The sequence below is a fragment of the Streptomyces sp. NPDC002446 genome (assembly GCF_053595675.1).
This window is the reverse complement of the sequence record NZ_JBSFYC010000103.1, coordinates 1-19,974: the sequence shown is the minus strand read 5'-3', so window position 1 is coordinate 19,974 and position 19,974 is coordinate 1. Positions and strand designations below refer to the sequence as shown.

At 69.1% G+C, this 19,974-nt stretch carries 16 protein-coding genes; 3 read left to right on the top strand and 13 right to left on the bottom strand.

Annotated features, from left to right (window positions below; genetic code table 11):
• Positions 1 to 199: 199 nt before the first annotated feature.
• The 12 genes from ACWD6P_RS34205 to ACWD6P_RS34150 form a co-directional block, all read right to left on the bottom strand.
• Positions 200 to 1,405, bottom strand: a complete 1,206-nt coding sequence (locus ACWD6P_RS34205) for a helix-turn-helix domain-containing protein (RefSeq protein WP_451448095.1) — start codon at positions 1,403 to 1,405, stop codon at positions 200 to 202.
• A gap of 630 nt (positions 1,406 to 2,035) precedes the next feature.
• Entirely contained in the window at positions 2,036 to 2,401 is a 366-nt protein-coding gene (locus ACWD6P_RS34200; RefSeq protein WP_451448094.1) for a DUF6086 family protein, read from the bottom strand.
• Between the two features lie 3 nt (positions 2,402 to 2,404).
• Positions 2,405 to 7,231 (bottom strand): putative T7SS-secreted protein, encoded by a 4,827-nt coding sequence (locus ACWD6P_RS34195; RefSeq protein WP_451448093.1) that lies wholly within the window; start codon positions 7,229 to 7,231, stop codon positions 2,405 to 2,407.
• Complete coding sequence (locus ACWD6P_RS34190) at positions 7,228 to 7,851, bottom strand: hypothetical protein (RefSeq protein WP_451448092.1); 624 nt, start codon at positions 7,849 to 7,851, stop codon at positions 7,228 to 7,230. The genes ACWD6P_RS34195 and ACWD6P_RS34190 overlap by 4 nt, the downstream gene beginning before the upstream one ends.
• A gap of 2 nt (positions 7,852 to 7,853) precedes the next feature.
• Positions 7,854 to 8,243 carry an SseB family protein gene (locus tag ACWD6P_RS34185; protein WP_451448091.1) on the bottom strand — a complete coding sequence of 130 codons (390 nt, stop codon included), beginning with the start codon at positions 8,241 to 8,243 and terminating at the stop codon, positions 7,854 to 7,856.
• Between the two features lie 277 nt (positions 8,244 to 8,520).
• Positions 8,521 to 10,533 carry an FAD/NAD(P)-binding protein gene (locus ACWD6P_RS34180; protein ID WP_451448090.1) on the bottom strand — a complete coding sequence of 671 codons (2,013 nt, stop codon included), beginning with the start codon at positions 10,531 to 10,533 and terminating at the stop codon, positions 8,521 to 8,523.
• 83 nt (positions 10,534 to 10,616) lie between these two features.
• Positions 10,617 to 10,694, bottom strand: a complete 78-nt coding sequence (locus ACWD6P_RS34175; protein ID WP_355782455.1) for a class III lanthipeptide — start codon at positions 10,692 to 10,694, stop codon at positions 10,617 to 10,619.
• Positions 10,695 to 10,771: 77 nt separating this feature from the next.
• The gene (locus ACWD6P_RS34170; RefSeq protein ID WP_393485503.1) at positions 10,772 to 10,867 is read right to left on the bottom strand and encodes a class III lanthipeptide; all 96 of its coding nucleotides are present in this window, start codon (positions 10,865 to 10,867) and stop codon (positions 10,772 to 10,774) included.
• A gap of 118 nt (positions 10,868 to 10,985) precedes the next feature.
• Positions 10,986 to 11,042 (bottom strand): hypothetical protein, encoded by a 57-nt coding sequence (locus ACWD6P_RS34165; RefSeq protein WP_451448096.1) that lies wholly within the window; start codon positions 11,040 to 11,042, stop codon positions 10,986 to 10,988.
• Positions 11,026 to 13,731, bottom strand: a complete 2,706-nt coding sequence (gene lanKC / locus ACWD6P_RS34160; protein WP_451448089.1) for a class III lanthionine synthetase LanKC — start codon at positions 13,729 to 13,731, stop codon at positions 11,026 to 11,028. The genes ACWD6P_RS34165 and lanKC overlap by 17 nt, the downstream gene beginning before the upstream one ends.
• Entirely contained in the window at positions 13,728 to 14,483 is a 756-nt protein-coding gene (locus tag ACWD6P_RS34155; RefSeq protein ID WP_451448088.1) for a GNAT family N-acetyltransferase, read from the bottom strand. The genes lanKC and ACWD6P_RS34155 overlap by 4 nt, the downstream gene beginning before the upstream one ends.
• 190 nt (positions 14,484 to 14,673) lie before the next feature.
• Complete coding sequence (locus ACWD6P_RS34150) at positions 14,674 to 15,933, bottom strand: beta-ketoacyl-[acyl-carrier-protein] synthase family protein (RefSeq protein ID WP_451448087.1); 1,260 nt, start codon at positions 15,931 to 15,933, stop codon at positions 14,674 to 14,676.
• Positions 15,934 to 16,360: 427 nt separating this feature from the next.
• Between ACWD6P_RS34150 and ACWD6P_RS34145 the strand changes: the two genes are divergently transcribed.
• A complete protein-coding gene (locus ACWD6P_RS34145) occupies positions 16,361 to 16,642 on the top strand; it encodes a DUF5708 family protein (RefSeq protein WP_451448086.1) in 282 nt (93 codons plus the stop codon).
• 59 nt (positions 16,643 to 16,701) lie between these two features.
• Here the strand turns inward: ACWD6P_RS34145 and ACWD6P_RS34140 are convergent, their stop codons facing one another.
• Positions 16,702 to 17,952, bottom strand: a complete 1,251-nt coding sequence (locus tag ACWD6P_RS34140; RefSeq protein WP_451448085.1) for a helix-turn-helix domain-containing protein — start codon at positions 17,950 to 17,952, stop codon at positions 16,702 to 16,704.
• Positions 17,953 to 18,289: 337 nt separating this feature from the next.
• On the opposite strand from ACWD6P_RS34140, the gene ACWD6P_RS34135 reads away from it, so the two are divergent.
• Both ACWD6P_RS34135 and ACWD6P_RS34130 read left to right on the top strand, forming a co-directional pair.
• Entirely contained in the window at positions 18,290 to 18,958 is a 669-nt protein-coding gene (locus tag ACWD6P_RS34135) for a DUF1707 SHOCT-like domain-containing protein (RefSeq protein ID WP_451448084.1), read from the top strand.
• 14 nt (positions 18,959 to 18,972) lie between these two features.
• Positions 18,973 to 19,809, top strand: a complete 837-nt coding sequence (locus ACWD6P_RS34130) for an ABC transporter permease (protein WP_451448083.1) — start codon at positions 18,973 to 18,975, stop codon at positions 19,807 to 19,809.
• Positions 19,810 to 19,974 lie beyond the last annotated feature (165 nt).

Here is a 19,974-nt window from a genome sequence, read left to right as displayed (position 1 = left end):
CGCATCGTGCGCTTACGGGGGACCTGCCCCGGATGCCGCCAGAACTGCGCTCTACGCACGACAGCCTACCCAACCATCCAAATGAGATGACGTCTTAGCAGCATTGGCCACGCCCCGGGAGGTCTCACCACCTCGCCGGGGTCTGATCGCTTCATGCTGCTGCCGCGTCTACAGAGCGAGTTTCACGCCCTGTGAAACATCACGTGATACCGAGCCACGAGGCAAAACCTGAGAGGGATTGCTTGCTGTATCGCTCCAGGTGGATCAACGTCTTCACGGTCTCGCGCACCTGGGGATGATTCCGAGTCTGCTCGGGCGCCACACTGCGCGCAGCCTGGAGCGCGGCAAACGCCTTCTCACGATTCCCGTAGTCGAGCCAGCCCTTCGCAGCGTCCATGTACCACCGGCCCGCCCGTACGGGAGCCACGTTTCCCGGTAGGCGGGTCCGCTGGGTCCGCCGGACGACTTCGGGCCCGTCATACATCTCCACGGCCACCCCGAGCCGGTGCATCGCGACATTGGTCGGCCCGAACTCCAGGCCGTAGTGGTTGGCGTCCCGTCCGAGGCGCCGCGCGGCGTCCGCAGCGGCGTCGAGGTGGGCACGTGCAGTGGGCGCGTTCCCGGCCCGCGCGGCGAACATGGCGGAGCGCAGGTGTACGGAGCCATGCACGCTGAGCGTCGGTCCGTCCATGCAGCCGATGTCCTCGCCCAGGTCGTGCCGCACCCGGTCGAGAAGCCGCATACCGCGGTCGTAAGCAGCGGCTTGGAGGAACAGGGTCGCCCGCTGCCACTGCGTACGGCCGATGCGCAACGGGTCATCCGATTCCCGCGCCGCCCACTGCACCCGGTCCATCGTCTGAGAGCGCAGGTCAAACAGTCCAACGGCATACGCGATGGCGGTCACGCCGCTGTACGTCTCCGCGAGCAGACCGAATAACCTCTCCCGCTCTGTCCCTTCTGCGGAATGACAGGCTGTCGATAGCTCATCGAGGAGCGGAGGCAACAGCCGCCCGAGGTTCGCGTACCGGGCCTTGCGGCCCAATGCGGAGGCGTGCGCCACGTCGGCGGCCAGCTCGTCGAAAGGACGGACCGGGAGATCCTCGTCGGGCAGATCCCACGACAGCATGGACGTCTGGATGTCCGGGATCGTCGCGTGCACCCGCCCTCGCTGCGGATCCTCGTACGGCTGCCCGGTGAGTTGCTCCAACCGGACACCGAGCGCCCGAGCAGCACCGGCGGTGAGCGACGGTGTGGCGGGCTTGTGACCGCGCTCCACCTGAGCAATGAGCGACTTTGAGCACGGAATGCGCTGGGCCAGCTGCAACTGAGTCAAGCCGCGCGCCTTACGCGCTTCCGCAATGCGCCGCCCGATACGTTCGCCGGCACTGTCACTGGCGTAGGGCATCCTGGAACCCCTTCGGATCTCGACAATCCGAAGGTACCGCGAGGCGGGCAAGTGGGCCGAGGCCTTGTCAACGCGCTGCACTGCTGCCGGTGTTCGACGCGCTCAGCCCTGGGCCACGGCGCCTGACAAGGTCCCGTATCACTCGCGGACCGACCGCCTTGCCTCAGCCCATCGGCACCTGCGCCTCGGACCGAATCTTGCTCACCTTGTCCGCAAACGCCTGCAGATCGACGGACTTTGGGTCCTTCGCCAAACCTGCGGAATCAGTCTCAGCCACACTGGCGGACGTAGTGGAATTCGCCCAGGCACAGTACGGAAGGGTGATTTTCTACCCCGGCGCGCTTCCCGCCCCTTGGACAGCGCCCGACGACTTCACTCGGGGATGGAATTAAATGACTGAATTCCGACGCCTTTCGTCTTCGCCGCGACGACCACATGCGCATATATGCAGTAATAACTACTCCTATTGATGTCGGTCCACGACGCAATGCGGCCGACTTCACTGTAAGCCGAGTACCGTACGGAAACTGTCCCGTGAGCCACACGGCGGATACGTCAGTTCCTCACCCCAACATGCCCCACTGGCACCAGTGGCAGCACCGTGCGGCATGCGATCCCCAATCCCCGAGCTCAGCCTTCTGGCATACCCCGAGAGACTTCTGAAAACTTTTCCTCCCACGCGGCGACAAGCTCAGTAATATCTCCATCCATTGGAACTCTCGCGCGCCGCAGAAGGAGGATGCAGATCCCCGCAACGCCCTCCATTAGGACCCTCAAGGCAGGATTGTTCGATTCTTCATAGCGGCGAATCAAGGCGATCGCAAACTCGCGGAGATTACCACCATTGATTTCGCATTCGTCATCAATGATCGGACCGATACCCGACTCTTCGCCCAGCACATCAGAAAGGACATTGGCCTGCCCAATAAATACCCTTGCCACGCTATTGGACGGGTTCCATACGTCCCGATCGCCGATTCGAAAAAAACAGCTCATCAGTTACTCCCATTCGACCCTTACGTCAACGCCAGGGTTTTTCCCTTGCCAAGTCCGCACCGCCTGCGCAACTACCTGTTTAAAGTTTTCCGTGGCACCGGCTTCGGTGAAATGAAGACCCAGAGGGGCTTCCTCCCATCCAGGAAGATACGATCTAGCCCGAAGGTAGGAGTCTAGCTTCTTGAGTATATGCTTATCGGCCCACCTCTCGGCGTCCATATTCGGATTTTGCCCAGTCGCTGTCTTCTCTTCCCAGAAGACCCCATCTTTAACTCTATCGATGTCTGTGATGGTATCCGACCAGTCGTGAGGGTTGTCGACAATATAGTTAGTGTCACCTTCGACTGGTGGGCGATCTCGGTTCGTAATCCTGTCTCCTGGAGTGCATTTCAACCCCTGCGGGTCTACCCATTTGTGGGGATTACGCACGTATGATGCAGGGTTTGGCGCAGGCGTAAGCCCCAAGGGATCTGAGCTGAGATACCGACCAGTACTCGGGTCGTATTGACGATGAAAGTTGTAATGGAGTTGGGTTTCAGGGTCAAAGTATTGACCAGGAAAGCGGAGGGGCGTGTAGGCGGTGGCTTCGCGGTTCCAGGTGGTGGTGCCCCAGAGAGTGCTTCGGGCGCGCCAGGAGATGGCACCAGACTCTGAGACGAGTTGAGTGGGGGTACCCATGAGATCAGTGATCAACGCAAAGAAGCGTTTGTCGACCTCAGTTTGGGTGGGCAAGGCCGAGTGCGAAAGCGAGTCAGATACCGCGTACACATCTGTTTCGCGAAGCTTGCGTTCTGTCTGTGCGAGAGGAACCAGACCGCTATGGTCCCACGTAAGAGTTATGGACTCCTCATTATCTACGGTCCGCGCGATCTGTTCAACGAGGTTGGCGTTGTCCCAAATGAAGTCCGTTTGCTCGGCGACAGATTCGCCATTCCCGGCTAGGCGTTGTTTGGCTATTCGGCGGGCGAACGGATCATAGAGGTAGCGCCACGTGGTGCCGTCGGGGGTGATGACGATGGTGAGGCGGTCTTCGGTGTTCCAGGTGTAGTGCCAGGTATCGGGTTTGCGGGAGAGGCGGGTCTTTTGGCGGAGGGTTACGCGACCGACGGCATCGTGTTCGTAGCGAATGGCACCGGCGCGGGTGATGCGAGTGCCGGTGTAGGTGCGTTCGCCTCTCGATGAGGGGCTGGCATGGCGGTCAGGCCAGGCGGCATGGATTTGGTTACCGGCGTCGTCGTAGGCATAGCTCTCCGTCCAGTCAGCGGCATGGACAGCAGTGACCCGGCCAGCTCGGTCCAAGTCGAAGTTCCGGCGGCCCGTGTCGGAATCATCGATCCCGGTGAGATTGCCGTCGGGGCGGTAGGTGTATGCCCGGTGGTATAGGTGATTGGAGGATGTCCCTGTCGTAGGCGAATGAGCGATTCCAGCGCTGGCTTGGGTAAGGGACTGCGCGGTGGGAACGACCGTCAGAACCTGAGTACTGAGCCGGCCGGTGGGGTCCCAGGCGTGGGCCAGCTGGAGAGTGTCGCCGATGGTGCGGGTGAGTTCCTGGCCTGCGGCGTCGTGGTCGAAGGTGAGGACGTGGCCGGCGATGTCCATGGCCGTGCGGTTGCCGGCCGCGTCGTAGGTGTAGGTGGTGGTGTGGCCAGTGGGGGTGGTGCGGGAGGTGCGGCGGCCCAGGGCGTCGTAGGTGAATGCCATGGTGCGGCCGTTGACCGTCTCGGCCGTGACTCGGCCCAGGACGTCGCGGGTGTAGGTGACCGTCGCGTCCGGGTTGGCTGCCTGCTTCAGGTTGCCGCTGGCGTCGTGTGCGTAGGTGGTGATGAGGCCTGCGGCGTCCTTGGTTGTGATGCGGCCGAGGGTGTCGCGGGTGTAGGTGGTGACTTCGCCGAGGGTGTTGGTGCGGGTGGTGAGTTGACCGGCGGGGTCGTGGGTGTAGGTGAGGGTGCGGTCGTCGAAGTCGGACTCGGCGGCTAGGCGCCCTGCGGGGTTGTAGGCGTAGTTCCAGGTCAGGCCTTGGGGGTTGGTGACCTGGGTGAGGCGTAGTTCCGTGTCGTGAAGGAACTCGTGGCGGACGCCGTCGGGATCGGTGCGGGCCGTGAGCAGGTCGAAGTGGCCGTACTCGTAGCGAGTGGTCTGGCCGATGGCGTCGGTGTGGGTGAGGCGGTTGCCTTCGCCGTCGTAGGTCCATTCCTCGGTGGCGCCGGTGGGGTCTATTCGGGCGGCGAGATTGCCTTCCACTGTCCACAGCATGTGGGTGGTTTCGCCCAGTGGGTCGGTGACGGAGGTGGTGCGGCCGAAGGCGTCGCGGCGGTAGTGGGTGGTGGCGCCCAAGGGGTCGGTGACCGAGAGCGGTAGGCCGGCCTCGTTGCAATACAGGCGGGTGGTGTTGCCGAGGGCGTCCGTAATGCTCGATATGTGGCCGCGGTGATCGTGGGTGTAGGTGGTGGTGGCGCCTGTGGGGTCGGTAGAGGATGTGCGGTTGCCAGTGGCGTCGTAGGCGTGCGTCCAGGTGTTGCCGTCCGGACCGGTGGCGCTGAGGGGGTAGCCGTCGGGGTTGTACGTAGTGGTGGAGGTCGAGCCGTCGGGGAGGGTGACCGTGGTCGGGCGGCCTTCGTCGTCGTACGTGATGTGGGTGGTGCGGCCCAAGGGGTCAGTCGTGGACAGGACGCGGTGCTTGGCGTCACGCACTGTGCGGGTGGTGGCGCCCGTGGGGTCGGTGGTCGCGACGATGTGGTGGTGGTCGTTGACCTGGTAAGTGGTGAGCTGGCCGAGGGAGTTGTAGTGGAGGTTGGTGCGTAGGCCGGTTTCCGGATCCGGGTCGCCCCAGGTGAAGTTGCCGCGGAGGTGGCCTTCGATGCCGCCCTGGGAGATGCAGCGGTCCTGATCGTCGTAGACGTAGTGGTAGCTGCTGTTGTTGGTGTCGGTCCAGGACGTGATGCGGCCGGCTTCGTCGTAGGTGAAGCGGAGGGGAAGGCCGGAGGAGTTGGTGACGGTGACGAGGTTGCCCGAGTCGTCGTAGCCGTACGTCTTCAGGAGTTGGTCGGTGCCGTCGGGGGCGGCGCCGGCGAGGTGGAGGGCGGTGATGCGGCCCTCTTCCGTGGTGAGGAGGAGGCGGTAGCCGGCGCTGTGGGTGAGGGCGGTGGGGGTGCCGTCTTCGGTGTAGTCGAAGGTGATGTGGTTGCCGCGGCGATCGGATATCTCGTCGAGGACGGCGAGGTTTTCGGTGTACGTGGTGAAGTAGCGGCGGATGCCGGTGACCGGGTCGGTGAGGAGGTAGTCGCCGTCCGGGGTGAGTTCGAGGGGGGCGCCGTCGCCCTCGATGGGGTGTGTGGGGACGCCGACAGCCGGGTGGGGGTAGAGGAGGAAGTTGCCCTCTTCGCCGATGAGGATGACGCCTTCGGAGTCGATCTCCAGGCGCTGGTCGAGCGTGGACATCCAGGTCGGGCCGAACCAGCGGCCCTGGCGGTAGGACGACTCGAAGGTGCGGGTGAAGGTGAGGGGGAGGCTGCCGGGGAGGGTGATGTCGGTCTGCGGCAGGTGCATACGGCCGGTGGCCATGTCGATGGGGTCGCTGCCGAAGATCTTGCAGGCGGCGATGCGGGCGCGGTCCCGGACGGTGATCTTGCCGCCGTTCTGGGCGGCGTGCCGCGCCCAGCCTTCGGCGACGTTCTTCGCGGTCGACTTCGCCGCCCCCTTGGCCAGTCCCCCCGCTCCCTTGCCTCCGATGAGGTTGACGAGCATGGCCCCGTACGCGTCGCCCGGGTCCTTGCCCCAGCCGGAGCCGAGCATGCCCTTGGCGGTGTCGATGGGGTGGAGAGGGGCCTGGGCCAGACCCATGAGCATGGTGGAGGTGTTGCCCAGGTACTTCCAGGGGTGGGTGATGTTGTAGGGGTCGAGTGGATTGACCATCCGGGCCAATTTGAGGGTCTCCGCGCCGGCCTTGAGGGCGCCGCCGGCGATGTGCGCATGCTCGAGGACGAACGCCTTGCCGCCGTCCATGAGAGCCGCACCCGCCAGCTCGGTGAAACCGGGCTTTTCGGGCGCATGGGCCAGCGCGCCCTTGATGGCGTTACGGGCCCGCTCGGCCGCTTCGTTGCGCTGGCTGCGGGCGGTCTTGAGCATGTCCTGGGCGGCCTCGCGGCCCTCGGCACCCGGGTCTGCGTATTCACCGGGCTGCTGCGGCTGGGCGCCGGGGTTCTGGCCCGCTTCGACAGCCGTGTTGTAGGAGTCGACCTGCGCGTTGTACGTGTCGAGCTTGGCCTTGTAGGCGTCGAGGGAGCGCCGGGTGGCCTCCGTCGCGCTGCGGTACTTGTCGATGGCGTCGGCGGCCTTGCCCTGCGCCCAGGTCACCGTTTCCGCGTACGACTTCAGGGCTTTGCCAACGTCGTCGCAGGCGTCTGCCGCGTGCATCCACTGCTTGGGGTGCATGTCGAACTTCTCGCGGAAGGCGTCGGCGGCCTTGCCGCTCCAGTGCTGGTGCGAGCCGATCTTGCGCATGCCCTCGGCGACCCGGTCGAAGGCGGCGGAGAAGTCCTTCAGGTGGGAGGCCGATTCGTTGATCTTCGAGGCGTCGCCGTGGATCAGTTCCTTGGGGTCCTCGGTTTCGCCCAGTTGGCGTTCGTCGACATGGGCGCCCAGGGCGCCGGCCATCTTGGCGCCGGCGGAGCGGACGGCGTGACCGGCGTCGTCGAGGCCGACGGTCTCCAGGGCATCGCCGGCCAGGTCGGAGCCGTGCTCGACCAGCTCGCCCGCGCCGCGCTCGACGGCGTCGGTGAACTTGCCCGCGGTGTCACTTACGGCGTTCGCAGCATCACCGAGCCAGTTCACTTGCCCTCACCGCCCTGGGCCTGCGAACCCTTTGGCTCGTGGATCTCCGTGGTGACCTTCTCGCGGTCGTCGAAGGGGTGCTTCATCCGGTCGGGGATGGACTCGACGTCCTGGGCCAGCTTGTCGGCCGTGTCCGCCACCTGCTGGCGAGACTTCGTCGACTCCTGGGATGTCGGGTCGAAGTCGGCGTTCTTGATCTGCGTGAAGGGGTTGTCCGCGGCGATGTCTCCCCAGGACGTCTTGTGCAGCTGCTCGGCCGACTTGGACGGGTCGCCCATGGCGGCGTTCACGGTCTGCTTCAGGGCGTCCGAGACGTACTGCTCCTGCTCGTAGTAAATGCCGGCGGTGAGGCCCAGCTTCTTGGAGAATTCGTTGGCGTCCTGCATCAAGGTGCGCACGCCCCAGCCCCAGCGGTCGCAGAAGGACTCCAGGGCGGTGGCCAGGCCGTCGTCGCCGCATTCCATGTTGTCCAGGGACAATTTGTCGAAACCGCGGCCAAGTTGGGCTTCGACGTCAAAGCCCAGCTCTTTCAGTTCGGCCGTTGCGGCCTTGAGTCCTTTGGTGAGCTGCTCGAAAGCCTCAGGCTCAAGCTGGTATCCGTCTCCGCCTATCAGGCCCATTCCTACGCTTCCCCCCTGTGCGGCATGGTGTCGCCCGGCCCGTTACTCGGTGATATGTCGATGGCTGCACTGTCGGGGACGATTCCGGACATCGGCGGGAAGAGCGCGCCCTGCTCGCTGCCCGCGTCCAGGGCCACCCCTGTGGGGCCCTCGATGGCGGGAATCAGCACGTCAAGGACGCGGGCGCCGGAGGCCGTCACGTACTGCCACTCCATGCCGGGCTCGCTGCCACGGGATACGGCGAAGCGCGAGAGGGCGTCCTCGTCGGTGAAGGCGTACAGCCAGCGGATGCCGTCCGACTCCGTGGAGAGCAGTGTGTCGTTGACCGTCGGAATCAAGACATGCGTGCGGCGGAATTCACCTATCAGCGCGGCTGGATCCGGCTGTCCCACGTGAACTGCCGCTACCTCGTCGGCCAATGGCATGACGGACCGGCCCCTCCCCCGATTCTCCGCTCAACTGTTCCCACCCACTTTGGCATACGGCACTGACAACGCCGCCGGGGACACGAGGCGGGAAAACCGGCCGCCGGTTCTTTTCGTTTTCAAATAGAGGAGTGGAAGCGGGTGGCAAATAGGGCGAGTTGGGAGGGGGAGGTGATTTCAGGCGGGAATGGAGGCGGCTACGGCGGATGGGTGCGGGCCGCCGCGGCCTCGTCCTCGATCGCCCTCAGGCGTCCCCGAGCAAGCTCCGTGCAATCGCGTCGTTCTGGCGGAAGTAGACGGCGTTGGTTCCCGGGCGGGGGAACTGGGCCGGACCGGCGATGATGCGGTCCCGGTGCTCGGTTCCGTGTGCGTCGACCGGGTGCAGGTCCGCGCCGGACAGCTGGAGCAGGCCGGTTGCGCGGCCGTCCGCGTCGCGTTCCGGGACGAGTTCGCCGCGGGAGGTCAGGGCGCGGAGCAGTGGGTCGGCGGCCTGGGCGGGGTCGGGGGCGGTCAGGCGCGCGTCGAGGAGGATTGCCGCCTCGTGGACGGTGTCGGGGAGGGCGGGGCTGGTTGCCCGGAAGAGCGCGGGCTCGCCCGTCGGGCCCGCCTTCGCGCCACCCAGGCCCACCTTCGCGCCACCCGGGCCCGCCTCCGCGACCTCCACCCGCATCTGCGGCCCCACGAACGTCACCACGCCCGCCTCGGCCAGGGCCAGCAGCTGTTCGGCGCGCAGGGGCGGCGGGCCCGAGCTGAGGTAGGTGCCGATGGTGAACTTGCCGAATGCTTCGCCTACTTGGTCGGGCGGGAGGTCCCCTGAGCGCCACAGTTCCTCGATGACCGTGCCCAGGCGCTGGAGCCCGTCGACCAGGGCGGTGGCGACGCCGCGCGCGGCCCCCGTACGGCTGCGGAGGACCGAGGCGAGGTGGGCGTGCAGGTGGCGCTGGAGGTCGTCGGCGTCGGTGCAGCGCAGTCCGTCCAGGGGGGCGGTCAGGCGGTCCAGGTCGAGGCGGTCGGACGGGGCGGGGACCGCCTCGCGGGCGAGTTTGGCGAGTCGGTCGGCGTCGGGGAGGAGTAGTGCGTACTGGGCGTCGAAGTCGTCCCAGGTCATACGGGTGCGGTCGGGCTGTTCAGAGAAGAGTGCGCGGTAGTGACACCAGGCCAGTTCGGCCAGTACCAGGGGCCAGACGTCGCGGGTGAACGAGGCGCCGGGGCGGGAGAGCAGGGCGCGGCAGGTGTCGACGGTGGCGAAGCGCAGGGCCGCGGGCGGGGTCGGCGCGCCTGATGTGGCCGGACCCGGTTTCGGCGGCAGCGGGACGCCGCGGCGGGAGCCCGCGTAGAGGCGGGGCTCGCGGCCGGACGGCAGATAGCGCAGGCGGCCTTCGGAGGTGCGGTGGTAGCGCCCACCGCGGCCCTCGGTCAGCAGGGCCAGGCAGTCGATGAAGACCAGGCCCAGGCCGCGGACGAGGACCCGTGCGCCGGGCGGTATCCGGTCGAGCGCGTCGGGGTCGGCGGGGCCGGGGCCGATCCGGATCAGGCCGGACGGCAGGGGACCGGGGAGGGAATCCGTATGCCCCTGGGCGAACACCACCCGGTCGGCGAGGAAGGAGGTTCCCCCGGAGACGAAGCCGGAGCCGGAGCCGGAGCCGGAGCCGAAGTCGGAGCCGAAGTCGGAGCCGGATCCGGAAGCCGAGCCGGATCCCGAGCCGGAGCCGGAATCCGAGCCAGACTCAGCATCCGAGCCAGACTCGTAATCCGAGTCGAGAATCACCCGTTGGCGCCCGACAGTCAGCCCCCCACCCGCATCGGTCCTCCGCAGATCCACCACCCGCCCCCGATGGACGTACAGCCGCACCGACGCAGGCCGCTCGCGGGTCACCGTCTCGAAGAAGTGGCGCAGATAGCGGCCCTGGTCGCGGCGGGCGGCGTAGGCGCCGTCGTGCAGGGGGGCGTCGAGCCAGTCGGCGGTGGTGGGGCCGGGGCGCGGTGGGCCGGCGCAGGCGACGCTCTCGTCGGGGTACATCGTGACGTGCTCGGCGGCGGAGTTCATCCACAGCAGGCCGGGCTGGTCGGTGCGCCAGGTGCGGCCGGCGCCCGGCGGGTACGGGTCGACGATGTGCAGGTCCAGGGGGCGGTCGCCGTACAGGGCGGGGACGTTGGCGAGTATGCGCTCGACGATGGAGGCGCCGCGGGGGCCGCAGCCGATGACGCAGAGGGAGCGGACGTGGCCCGCGTGGTCGTTCACCTGGCTGCTGCTCAACACCCCTCCTCCCCTGGCGACTTCCTTCCGGAAACACAGGGCCCGGTGGCCCGCGCCTAGGCACGGGACCACCGGGCGCCGGGTCAGCAGCCGGTGCTGACGGTGGAGCCGAGCGCCTGGGCCTCACGCTCGCCCGGCACCTCCAGGCCCTGAAGGTCCATGATGGTCATTTGAAGACACCTCCCTTCCGTTGTCCGGTCCTGATGTGTACCGTGCGTACTGGACACCGAACTCGGTGTCAGCAGCCGCCGCTGACGGTGGAGCCGAGCGCCTGAGCGTCACGCTCGCCCGGCACCTCCAGACCCTGAAGATCCATGATGGTCATCGACGACACCTCCCTCCGGGGGTGTGGCAGTGGCAGTGGACAGCGGTACTGACGTCCCAGGTGCCGTTGCGGGACACCTGGAGCCCCGGTCCCGTGCACTGCGGTGCACGGGCCGCCGGGCGCCGCGTCAGCAGCCGGTGCTGACGGTGGAGCCGAGCGCCTGGGCCTCACGCTCGCCCGGCACCTCCAGGCCCTGAAGGTCCATGATGGTCATTTGAAGACACCTCCCTTCCGTCGTCCGTGGTGGCCGTCGCCCCGGGCGGGGCGGCGGAGGCGCGCTCCGGGACGGCCGGGTGAACGGCCGCGGCGGGGCGCGGGTCAGTGAGGAACGGGAGCAGTTCGGTGCCCCGTTCGGCGGCGGCGAGGGCCAGGAGTACGCCGGCCCCGCCGGTGGCCACGTCCATGGAGATCCGGGCCCGGCCGTCACAGGGGAAGACCGTCGCGCCGTTCAGCGTCATGGCGTGCTGGTGGAGATTGGTCAGGTGGCGCTGCAGGTGCCGTTCGGCGGTCGCCGGGGGCAGCGGTACGTGCGCGCGCAGGGTGGAAAGGGCGCCGATCAGTCCGGCGCGGCCGCCCCACAGGCCCGATTCGATGGTGAAGTCGGAGGAGCAGGCCCGCAGCAGGCCCGGCAGCGCCTCGCGGATCCGTGCGTCGTCGCGGTGGCGCAGGAGTTCCGCCGCCACCAGGGCGATGCCCGCGCTGCCGTTGTCGAGGTAGGGCAGCAGGCGGAATCCCTCATCGACGTGGAGGGTGTCCTGCGGGCCCGGCGCGCAGCGGTCGAGGTCGCGGTGGACGGCGCGGACCGCCTCGTCCAGGAGGGCCGGATCGCCGGTGGCCTGGTGGGCGCGGAGCAGGAACAGCGCCGGTCCCGACCAGCCGTACATCAGCCCGGCGGCGTGGGTGGAACCGCGTCGGCGCGTGCGCTCGACGGGTTCGCGGCGGGCGGCGGTGAGCCGCCCGGTGACGCGGTCGGCGAGGCCGAGGGCCTGTTGGCGCAGGGCGTCGCTGTCCAGGGCGTCGGCGAAGTGGAGGAGGTTCAGGCCGACGCCGGAGAGCCCGCGGTAGAGGCTGGGGCAGTGGCGTACGGCGAGCCGGTCCGCGGCCCGGTCGAGGGCGCGCAGGGCCGCCTCGTGGTCGCCCAACTCCCGTAGGACGAAGGCGATTCCGTGCAGTCCGTCGTAGAAGCCGGTGCGCTCGGCGGGGACCCGGTCGACGGCGGCGCGCAGCCAGGCCGCGCCCTGCTCGTCGCGCTCCCCCAGGACGGTGTGCCGGGCCCACAGGACGCCGGCCGCGCCGTGCGCGAAGCCCGCGCCGCCCTCGGCGAACTGGGCGAAGTCGCCGGGGTAGAGCCGGTCGGTGCGGTGCGGGGTGGCGCTGTCGCGCAGCCCGCGGCCGATCGACGCCAGTGCGTCGGACGGCGGGAACGGGCCCTGGACGCTGCGGATCTTGGAGGTGGTGTTGTCGTTGGGGGCGAGCTGCGGGGCCAGCCGGGACACCAGCGCGCCGGGCAGGCCGAACCGCCGTGCCGCGGTGTCGAGCAGCGCCGGCGCCTTGTCGGGGGCCAGGCCGCCGAGCGCGGCGAGCGGCAGGAACAGCCACAGGGCGATGGCGGCCAGCGCGTAGTGGTCGCCGTCCGCGCCGGTGGCGTCGGCCCGGTGGAAGCCCGGGGCGCCGAGGCTGCTGGGGGTGGCCTGGTCGATCGCGTCGGCCACCTCGAAGTCCAGGAGGACGGGGATGTCGCCGGGCTGGATGATGAAGTTGCCCGGGTGCAGGTCGCCGATGCGGATCCCGCGTCCGTGCACCGAGGCGACCAGCGCCTCGATCCGGCCGAACAGGGCCAGGGCGCGGTCCCGGTGGGCAGCCACGGCGGCCTCGTCGGGATCGGGCACGCTCAGCGGGTAGTGGCCGGCGAGCCAGGACTGGAAGTCCTGCCCCTCGATGTCCTCCAGGACCAGGAACAGGTGGTCGCGGACCTGGAAGGTGCCGAAGGTGCGGGGGATGCCCGGCAGTCCGGCCAGCCGCGTCAGGATCCGGTGCTCGTGGGCGAGCCGGCTGACCGCGTCCCGGCCGACACCGTCCGTACCCGAGTAGGGGCGGCCCTCCTTGAGGACGACGCTGCGCTGCCCGGCGCCGAGGGCGTCGGTGCCGGTCGGCTCGGCGCGGTAGACGCCGCCGCCGTGCGAGAAGTGCAGCGCCCCGGTGATCCGGTACGGGAAGTCGTCCAGGGCCTGGCGGGCGGCGAGGGAGTCCTTGAGGACGTCGGGGGTCCCGACCCAGTCGGGGGTGTGGAAGACGGGGGTGCGGCGGTCGGGCTCCAGCGAGCCGTCCGGGCGCCGCAGGGCGGTGACGAGGTCACCGTCGGCGTCCTCCATGTAGCGGGTGCGGAAGCCTCCGTAGCGTACGTAGAGCGGACCTCGGCGAAAGCGCAGGTCGGTCAGGACGTACGGGCCGGGGCGGCCGCCGACGATCGCGTCCAGTCCTTCGAGGGTGCGGGCCAGCTCGGCCTCGTCCGCGGGGTAGACGGTCAGCAGCTTGCCGGCGGAGGAGCGCTGGGCGTACTTGCGGCTCAGGGCGCGCAGGACGTTGGCGCTCTTGAGGTACTTGAACGTCAGGCCGTGCCGGGTGCAGTAGGCGGCGACGTCGGCGATGGTGCGGCGGGCGTCGTCGGGGGCCGCGCTGACGTGGATCTTCCAGCCCTGGTCGGGCAGCCGGTCCTCGGGCGGGCGGCAGAAGGCCCAGGCCTCGTTCTCGTCGTGCGTCCAGCCGTCGGGGAGGGGCGGGACGGGGAAGCGGGTGGCTTCCAGGTCCCAGTTGCCGGGCCAGTCGAAGAAGGTGCGGTCGGCCAGGGCGAAGCTCTCGGCGCCGTCTCTCATGCGGCACCCCGCGCGGCTACGGGGCCTTCGGCCACGGCGTCGGGTGCCTCGGCGGGTGCCTTGGCGGGTGCCTCGGCGGGCGCCTCGGGGCTGGCGGTGGCGTCCAGGTAGGCGGTCAGCGCGGTGCGGCGGCCGGCCGTCGCCAGGTGCTCGGCCAGGATGGCGCGGGCCTGGGTCTTGTCGTCCCCGGAGACGAAGTCGTCGAGTCCGACGTTCAGTACGCGGTTGTCGTCGCTGGGCTTGAGCGAGGCATAGTGCTCGTCGCGGAGCAGCCCCCACACGATCGCGTCGTGGTACCGGCCGTCGAGGTAACAGTGGTCGCGCAGGATGCCCTCGACCGTGAACGGGGTCTTGGTCATCAGGCGGATGATGCCCTTGTTGTAGCCGGCGGTGGTGACCTGCACGCGGTGGGCGTCGAGTTGGTGGAAGAGGTAGTCGACGAGCAGCACCACGGCCTCCGCGCCGTAGCCGCGGCGCCACAGCTCGGGCGAGCCGATCGCGCCGCCGACGGTGAAACCGCCGATCCGGCCGGAGCGCTGGTAGCTGACGGTGCCGATGCGGTCGCCGTCCTTCGTGCGGATCACCAGATGGTGGACCCGCCCCGAGCGGTTGGCCTGCTCGACCTCGGCGGCTCCCAGCAGCTCCCAGTCACCGCTGAGCACGGCCGCCGGCGAGCCGGGCCGCAGCCAGGAGGCGATCGCGGCCCAGTCGTCGTCGCCGGGCCATTCCAAGGTCACCAGTCGTCCCTGCACGGTGCGTTTACCTCCTCGGCGGGTGTGTCGGGTGGGGTGATTCGGGTGTGGTGATTCAGGTGGGGTGTGTCGGGTGGGGTGTGTCGGGTGGGGTGTTTCAGGTGGGGTGGTGGTGTGTCAGGTGGGGTGATTCAGGTGGGGGTGGTGGTGCGTCAGGTGGGTGCACCGCCGGGGTGGCGCGTCTGCGGCGTCATCCGCGGTAGCGCTTCAGTACGAGTACGGCGTTGTGGCCGCCGAATCCGAACGAGTTGCTCAGCACCACGTCGCCGTCCCAGTCGCGGGCTCCCTTGACGACCAGGTCGAGGTCCGCTTCGTCGGGGTGATCGCAGTTGCGGATCGGCGGGATGGTGCGGTCCCGCAGCGAGAGCACCGCGGCGGCGGCCTCGGCGGCCCCGGAGGCGCCGAGCATGTGCCCGGTCACGGACTTGACGGCGGTGACCGGCGTACGGCGCAGATGGTCGGGGCCGAGCACCTCGCGCAGGGCCGCGGCCTCGATGCGGTCGTTGAGGACGGTGCCGGTGCCGTGCGCGCTGATCTGTCCCACGTCCTCGGGGGCGCACCTGGCGTCGGCGAGGGCGCCGCGCATCGCGCGGACGGCGCCGGCACCGGTGGGGTCGGGGGCGGTGGCGTGGTGGGCGTCGGTGGTGGCGGCGTACCCGGCCACCTCGGCGAGGACCTCGGCGCCGCGGCGCTCCGCGTGACCGGCCTCCTCCAGGGTGAGGACGGCGGCGCCGACGGCCATCACGAAGCCGTCGCGGTCCCGGTCGAAGGGCCGGCTGGCGCCTTCGGGGTCGTCGTTGCGGCGGGAGAGGGCCCGGGCGTTGGCGGTACCGGCCAGGTCGACAGCGGTGAGCGAGTCGTCCGTGCCGCCGGCCAGCGCGATGTCGGCGCGGCCGTTGCGGATCAGGTCGGCCGCCTCACCGATGGCCACCGCGCCGGTGGCGCAGGCCGCGGAGACCGCGTGGCTGGGGCCGGCGATGCCGTACTTGATGGACAGCAGGCTCGTCGGGTGGTCGATGGCGGTGAGGACCGAGTGGTACGGGGAGACCCGGCGCGGGCCGTGCTCCTTCAGTACGTCGTACTGCTGCTGGATCGCCGGGGCGGCGCCGTAGCCGGAGCCGATGACCGCGGCGAAGCGGTGCGGGTCGAGGCCGGTCGGCGGTTCGAGGCCGGCGGCGCGCAGTGCCTGGGCGGCGGCGGCCACCGCGTACTGGGTGAAGCTGTCGCTGCGCCGCGCCTCCTGCGGGGTGAGGTAGCCGGTCGGGTCGAAAGCGGTGAGGTCACCGCCGATACGGACCGGGAGACCGGAGGCGTCGAAGCGGGAAATGGCGCGTATCCCGCTGCGGCCGGCGAGCAGGGCGGCCCAGAAGTCCGCGGTGGTGTTTCCCACGGGGGACACCACGCCGCAGCCGGTGACGACAACGCGCCGCCGATCCGTGCGTAACTCCATGAAACCCGCCTCCTGATTTTCAGCCCCGTTGTCACGCCTGGGGCGTCCTCATGACCAGAAACATGACAGCTGAGTCATCGACCTGTCAACAGACTGCCGAGATGACAGTCAGCCGAGCCTGCCGGACGCAAGCCGTGAGCAAGCCTCGCACCAGCGGAAACGCTCTCAGAAGCATGACTTGCGGAGTCATGAAAATTGACTGCAGGGGCGGCTTATCGCCCGATGGCGGCGCTCCGGGAGGGGGCGCCGGGTGCTCACCGGTTGGCGCTTGGCGCCGGGCGCCTCCGCATACGCCCGGGCGGAGGCGCGCGGCGTCCGGAGGAAGCGCAGGCCCCCCGCCGAGCCCCGCCGACCCCGCCGACCCCCTGGTAGGGCCCCGCGTACATAGAAAGTGACAGACGGCAGGGCGGAAAGTGCCTACCTGCGGATGATCCGAATGACCCGGTCCGCCGGGACGCTGGTTCGTACAACCGGCCCCGCACCCACCGGGCGGGGCACCATCACGCCGTCACAAGGGAAGAGGGAACTGATGAAGGGTATTGCGGTAGGTATTGTGCTGGCGATCGTCGGCCTGATCATGTGGCTGACCACAAAGGAAGTGGAGACCCCGTACGTCTCGCTTTCCAAAGTCGGGCTGGTACTGGCGATCGTCGGCGGCGCGGAGGCGTTGTTCGCGCTACTGGGTCTCGGAAAGAAGGCCAATAAATAAGCACGCATTCCGCGCAATAACGGCATTTTCCCCGCCGCGGCGCTTTGGCCCGGCGGTCGTCAGCCTCGCTTTTCAAGGAGGTCCGTCAGCCGTTCCCGGGCCCGCTCGGCGTGCCGGTACGCCTGGGCCCGCCGGAACAGCTCCGCGGAATACCGGAAGTACCCGGCCGCCCTTTCCCGGTCCCCCACCCGCTCACACGCCGCCGCGATCTCCAGGAGCGCGGCGGCTTTCTCATGGCTGCGGCCGGTGTCGGGCCGCGCGGCCACCTCGGCGCCCAGCGCGATCAGCCGGTCGCGGTCACCGGCCGCCTCCGCGCACACCGCCTCCGCGGTCCTCAGCCACAGCGGAAAGTCCGGCTGCTGCGCCACCGAGGCGACCACCAGGCCGCGCTCGACGATGCCGCGCGCTTCCGCCTGCTCGCCGCGGTGCACCAGCAGCAGGGCGTAGTGGCCGTTGATCTTCTCCCAGAGCGGGAAGCCGGCGGCCGGGGTCACCCGGCGGGCGCACTCGCCCAGCAGCTCGGCGGCGCGCGCCGGCTCACCGCGGTCCCGCAGGTCGAGCGCGCGGTGCAGATCGATGACGGCCCGCGGCCCGGGGAACACGCCGTCCGCCGGGGGGCGGCCGTGGCCGGTGCCGGGCGCCCAGTCGGGGCAGCCGCTCCAGTAGGCGCAGCGGGTGAGCACATCGAGGACGAGCAGCGCGTGGAATCCGTTGCCGGCGCGCCGGTCGGCGGCGCATTCGAGCGAGCCGGTGAGCGCATAGCGCAGCCCGTCCTGGACCCGGCCGGCGGACTCCAGCAGGTCGGCGAGCGCGATCAGGGCCCGCAGCCGGGCCTCGGCGTACGGGGCGGGCGCCAGCGCGTCCAGCATCCGCAGCAGGACGTCGACGCCCTCGTCGGCCCGGCCGAGCGTGCCCAGTATTTCGGCAATGGCGAGCTGCGCCTCGGTATATACGTCGTCCTGCCGGCCGGCCGGATCGCTCTCGGCCAGTGCGCGGAATTCCGACAGCGCGCCCTCGGCGTCGCCGCCCTCCCATTGCCGGCGGGCCGCCACCAAACGTCCGACCAGGTCGAGCCGGCGCACCCGTCCCGCGCTTTCGACCGGCTCGCCGGCCGCGGATATTTCGTCCACGCCGACCCCGAGGCGTTCCGCCAGGATCCTGAGTGCCCGGCCGCTGGGAATGCGCTTCCCGCGTTCGACGAGCGAGATGTAGCTGGACGACATTTCGGACCCGGCAAGGTCGTGCTGTGTCATTCCCGCGCTGACCCGAAGCTCTTTGATTCGCCGCCCGGTGTCCGCCAGCTCAGGCATTCGACAAGCCCTCCGGATTTCAAACGGTGGATGACTCCTGCCGGCTGCACCGAATCGGCGAGTCACAATGAGTGCTGGGCACTTTACCAACCAGTCAAGAAGAAGTCGACCAAATTTTTGATTCTTTCACCGGTCTTCACGAGTCGACCCGAGATCATTTCGCCGAGTACACCGGACCCGAAAAAACCGGCCGACGAGTACACCGAACTGTGTGCGCCGGATCCGGAAGGTCAACCTTTCGATGTACTACCCCACGGCGATGTCCCCGCCCCTCGTGACGTGGTCGGATGAGCCTCTCAGCACCCCCACCACCGCCGAACCTCGCGGAGGCACCTCCATGACGCAGCCCCAACGCCCCGATCTGCACAAGGATCTGGCGCCCCCGCCCGCCCCCGGCACTTCCTCGCGCTCGGTGCTGGCCTCGGACGCCGAGCGCGAGCACATGGTCGAACGGCTCAGGGAAGCCACCGCGGAGGGCCGGTTAACCCTTGAGGAGCTGGCCGAGCGGTCTGAGGCGGCGTATCTGGCGCGTACCCGCGAGGAGTTGCTGTCCGTCGGCGAGGACCTGCCGCATGTGACGCCCCCCGAGTCGGCCGGCACCGCGACCGGACAGCGCACCTTCCGCGCCCTGTTCGGCGACCTCGTCCACCACAGCCCCTCGCTGACGCACGGCATCGAGGCCACCGCGGTCTTCGGCGACCTCACCCTCGACCTGTGCGCCTCCCCCGCACCGCCGACCGGCGAACTGACCATCACGGCCCGCGCGGTGATCGGCGATGTCCATCTGCTCCTCCCCGAAGGCGTCCGGGTCGAGATGAACTGCAGCAAGGTCCTCGGCGATCTGCGCGATCTGACCCGGGCGCACTCCGGCCCGGAGGCCGTCACCCCGCGCGTCCGCATCACCGGATCCGCCGTCCTCGGCGACATCATCGTCGCCCACCCGAGCTCGGACCGGCGTACGTACTGGCAGAAGTGGCTCGACGAGCGCCGCGGCCGGGCCGCCTGACCCGAGGAGAAGCCGTGACGTCGTATCAGGCCGTGCCCCGCCCGGCGCCGTCCGCGCCCCTCGTCGACGAGGGCCGGATCGGCCTGCGGGCCACGGCCCGGCACACCGGCGCGCTGGTCCGCCGCAATCTGCTGCAGATACGGCAGAACCCGTCGTCGATGACCGACGCGCTGCTGATGCCCATCGTGCTGATGCTGCTGTTCGTCTTCGGCCTCGGCGGCGTGCTCGGCGAAGGCGGCTCCCGCGCGCAGTACACCGCCTTTCTGACGCCGGGGCTGATGGTGATCCTCGGGATGACCATCGCGATGGCAGTCGGCCTCGGCGTCAACGACGACTTCCGTACGGGGGTGATGGACCGCTTCCGCACGATGCCCATCGCACGCTCCTCGGTGCTGCTGGCCAAGGTGGTGGTGGAGACCGGCCGGATGCTGGTCGCCATCGCGGTCCTGCTGGCCGTCGCCGCCGTGCTCGGCTTCGACTTCAGCGGCCGCTGGCCCGGCGTGCTGGCCGCGATCGGCCTGACCGCCGTCTTCGGCACCTCGCTGATCTGGACCTTCATGCTGCTGGGCCTGACCCTGCGCACCGCACAGGCCATCCAGGGCCTGTCGGTCGTGGTGCTGACGCCGCTGCAGTTCGGCTCCTCGATCTTCGTTGCGCCCGCCACCATGCCGGACTGGCTGCAGGCCTTCACCCGCGTCAATCCCCTGACGCATATGGCCGACGCGGCCCGCGGACTCGTCCTGGGCGAGGGCCCGGTGGCCGGGCCGGTGACCTGGACACTGGTGTGGTCGCTGGGCCTCACGGTGGTCACGGCGCCGGTGGCTGTGGGGAGGTTTCGGGGCCGGACGTGACGGTCCGCTGCGCTTTGCCTGCTGCCCACGTTTTTGGCTTTCCCGCCGTGGTTGTTTCTCGCCGTTGCGCCTGCGGCGGGCGTTGCCGCTGCGCGGGGCTTTTCGGCTGCCGGTGACGGTCCTCCGGGGCCTGGTGTGTGGACTGCTTCGCTTTACGTCCACACA